4 protein-coding genes are annotated in these 2,671 nt (G+C 68.4%); 2 read left to right on the plus strand and 2 right to left on the minus strand.

All coding sequences use genetic code 11. The features are described from left to right. Positions 1-244: 244 nt before the first annotated feature. On the minus strand, positions 245-856 hold the full coding sequence (locus tag AB0J08_RS41400; RefSeq protein WP_360645306.1) for a TetR/AcrR family transcriptional regulator: 612 nt from the start codon (positions 854-856) through the stop codon (positions 245-247). Positions 857-979: 123 nt separating this feature from the next. On the opposite strand from AB0J08_RS41400, the gene AB0J08_RS41405 reads away from it, so the two are divergent. Then, complete coding sequence (locus tag AB0J08_RS41405) at positions 980-1,405, plus strand: SRPBCC family protein (protein ID WP_360645309.1); 426 nt, start codon at positions 980-982, stop codon at positions 1,403-1,405. Positions 1,406-1,700: 295 nt separating this feature from the next. Beyond that, the gene (locus tag AB0J08_RS41410; RefSeq protein WP_360645312.1) at positions 1,701-2,099 is read left to right on the plus strand and encodes a hypothetical protein; all 399 of its coding nucleotides are present in this window, start codon (positions 1,701-1,703) and stop codon (positions 2,097-2,099) included. 185 nt (positions 2,100-2,284) lie between these two features. On the opposite strand, the gene AB0J08_RS41415 is transcribed toward AB0J08_RS41410, so the two are convergent. Beyond that, positions 2,285-2,473: a hypothetical protein gene (locus AB0J08_RS41415; protein ID WP_360645315.1), complete on the minus strand. Its 189-nt coding sequence runs from the start codon at positions 2,471-2,473 to the stop codon at positions 2,285-2,287. Positions 2,474-2,671 lie beyond the last annotated feature (198 nt).

The raw sequence follows: 2,671 nt of genomic DNA on the forward strand, positions 1-2,671 counted from the left end.
CGAAGCGGTCGCCATCGCGCCCCACTACAGGACCGCCCCGACCAACCCTCCGACCAAGGTTCCCCGAGCCTGGAATCACTAAGTCACTGGTATTGAGGCTAGGGCACATGAGCCACGGGATGCTCGGCCCGGAAGACGCTGGCGGTCACCAGAGAGCGGTCCCCGGTTCGTCGCCCTCCCAGCCAGCCGTCTTGAGGTTCGGCGGGCAGAACGGGCACCTCGCGTTGACGGTCGGGGCGTTGGATCAGGCCGTGGAGGGGTCGTCCGGACGCTCGACAGTCGGCAGGGGGATGCCAGTGACCAGTTCGATCATCTCATCGATCTGGCCCCGGTCCGGAGCCCCGCCGTGCAGCAAGGCGCGGAACCATAGGGGGCCGGCCAGCAGATCGGCCAGCAATTCGGGGTCGCCGGATCGCAGTTGGCCGGCGTCCTGCGCCGCCCGCAGGCGCGCGACGTTGGCGGCGCGGACCGGCTGGAAGAGCTTCTCGTCCCAGGCGCGGGCCAGGTCAGGGTCGGTCTGGACGGCGCCCACCAGCCCGGTGACTACCGGTCGGGCCGGGCCGTTGAGGGCATCGGCGATGCCGTACAGCCAGCGCCGCAGGTCGTCGGCGAAATCACCGGTGTCGGGGAACGAGGTCGGCGGCAGCGGTGCGTTGGCCAGGAAGGCGTCGAGTACGAGCGGGCCCTTGGAGGGCCAGCGCCGGTAGATCGTGGGCTTGCCGACCTTCGCCCGGGCCGCGATGGCGTCGATGGTGACCCCCGAGACGGTCATCTCGCAGCTGAGCTCGTAGGCGGCTGCCAGGATCTCGATGGTGCGGTCGCGGCGACTGGAGGGCTTCGGGAGCGAAGGTGGCACCTCGTCAGGCTAGCACCAGAACGTTACGGAACGTATTGACGCGGCCGACCCTGCACCCTAGCCTCTGATTGAAACGTTACGGAACGTTTCCTTGATCTCTTCGCGCAGAGAAGAGGACCACCCATGCACGTCATCACCGTCACCCGTCGTTGTGAGGCTCCGCCCGAGGCAGTCTGGCAGCTCTTCGCGGACGTGCCGGGCCGCACCCGGTGGGATGACGAGCTCGAACGCGGCAGCATCGACGGACCGTTCGTCAAGGGCGCCCGCGGCACGGTCAAGCTCAAGGGCCAGCCCGAGCGGAGGTTCGAGATCCTGGAGTGCGAGCCGCCGGTGCGCTACACCGACCGCTACTTCCTGCCCATGGGAGGGGAGATGGACTGGGTGCACACCGTCCGCGCCGTCGACGGCGGCTGCGACATCACCTTCGACATCTCGGTCAGCGGCCCAACCAGATTCCTCCTCGGGCCGATCATGAAGAAGATCCTCGGCCGCGCACTGCCGCCCACTGTGGAGAAACTGGCCTCCGTTGCTGCAAAGATGGACTCCTGATCATGTGATCACCTCTGAGAGGGTGTCGGAGTGCACCATCCTGAGTTTCTTTCGGGGTGGTTGGAGACCACGTTACGGCGGGTTCGGGCACCAGCAGCTTTTCGGTGAGTTCGGGCTCCACCTCGTGTGATGGTCGGCGACATGCCGTGTTCGGCGTAACCGGCGGGTGTGGGCCGTTTGGCGGTCACGCTGTGCCTGTCGATCACGGTCTAGTGCCCGGGCGACTCGCCTTGCTGACGTTCGTGCACTACAGGTGTTGCACCCGCTATCGTCGGTCCGGCCGCTTCTGAGCTGCATGGACGCTGACCGCACGCTCTTGGCGCCCCGGAGAAACGTCGGCGACTTCGACTGCAGCGGCGAGGACATCGAGCGGGACTTCCTGGCCCGGACCAGCGGCAGGGCGTACGTGGAGCGAGTCCTGCTGACCAACGCGCAGCGCCTGCGTTACCGGCTGCCGCCGGCGGAGGGGAAGAAGGGCGACCCGCGGTGGCCGGCCTTTGCGGCTCGGTACGGCTTCGACCCGGACCGGCCGGTGCAGTGGGAGGTGGAGGCGTTGGAGCCGGACGACCTGCTGACGGCTGCGGTCGAGCCCTACGTCTGCCGCCAGGTGTTGGCCGCCGTCCTGGACCAGGAGGAGCGGCAGCGCACGGCGCTGGCCCGCTTCGTCCGGCGCTGGCCGGGAGACGACCGCTGACGGCAGGGCTCTGCTCGAGGTCGGCGGAGGGTGGGACACGGGGTGTCCCAGGCATGTCCCTCCAGCGCCCCAGTGTGTCCGATTTCAACCGTTTTGCCAGGATAGTCCCAGGAGATTTCCCTGGTGGGAGCGCTTTCGCGCCCGGGCTGGGACGGGCCTGAGACATCCGACCGGCGACCCTGCGGTCAGTAGGCGCCAGACTCGGTTGCCTCGCCCGGAGAGCAGACGTACATCGCCTCTGTCGTCCACGGCGCGCCGCACTTCGTGCTGGGGCAGGTGCGGATCTCCCAGACTCCGTTCTCGGTGAGCTCACCGGGCGGGAACTCCCGGGTCTTCAGGCAGGACCGGCACAGGGTCTCGATGTGGCGCTGCATCGTCCCTTCCTGCCGTGACCCGGTCGGGGCCGACGCATGCGGCCGAGGCCGATAACACCAGCGCCATGTCACAGGGGCGGGCGGGAGTGTCGCCGCACTGCAGAGGGCCGAGCGCCCACCGGGAGGGCAACGCCACAAGTCAGCGGCGGGCTGGTCCTCGTTGCGCGTGTCCGAGCGCCGCGAGGAACGGCGATCGCC

Source organism: Kitasatospora sp. NPDC050463 (assembly GCF_040655255.1).
GTDB lineage: Bacteria > Actinomycetota > Actinomycetes > Streptomycetales > Streptomycetaceae > Kitasatospora.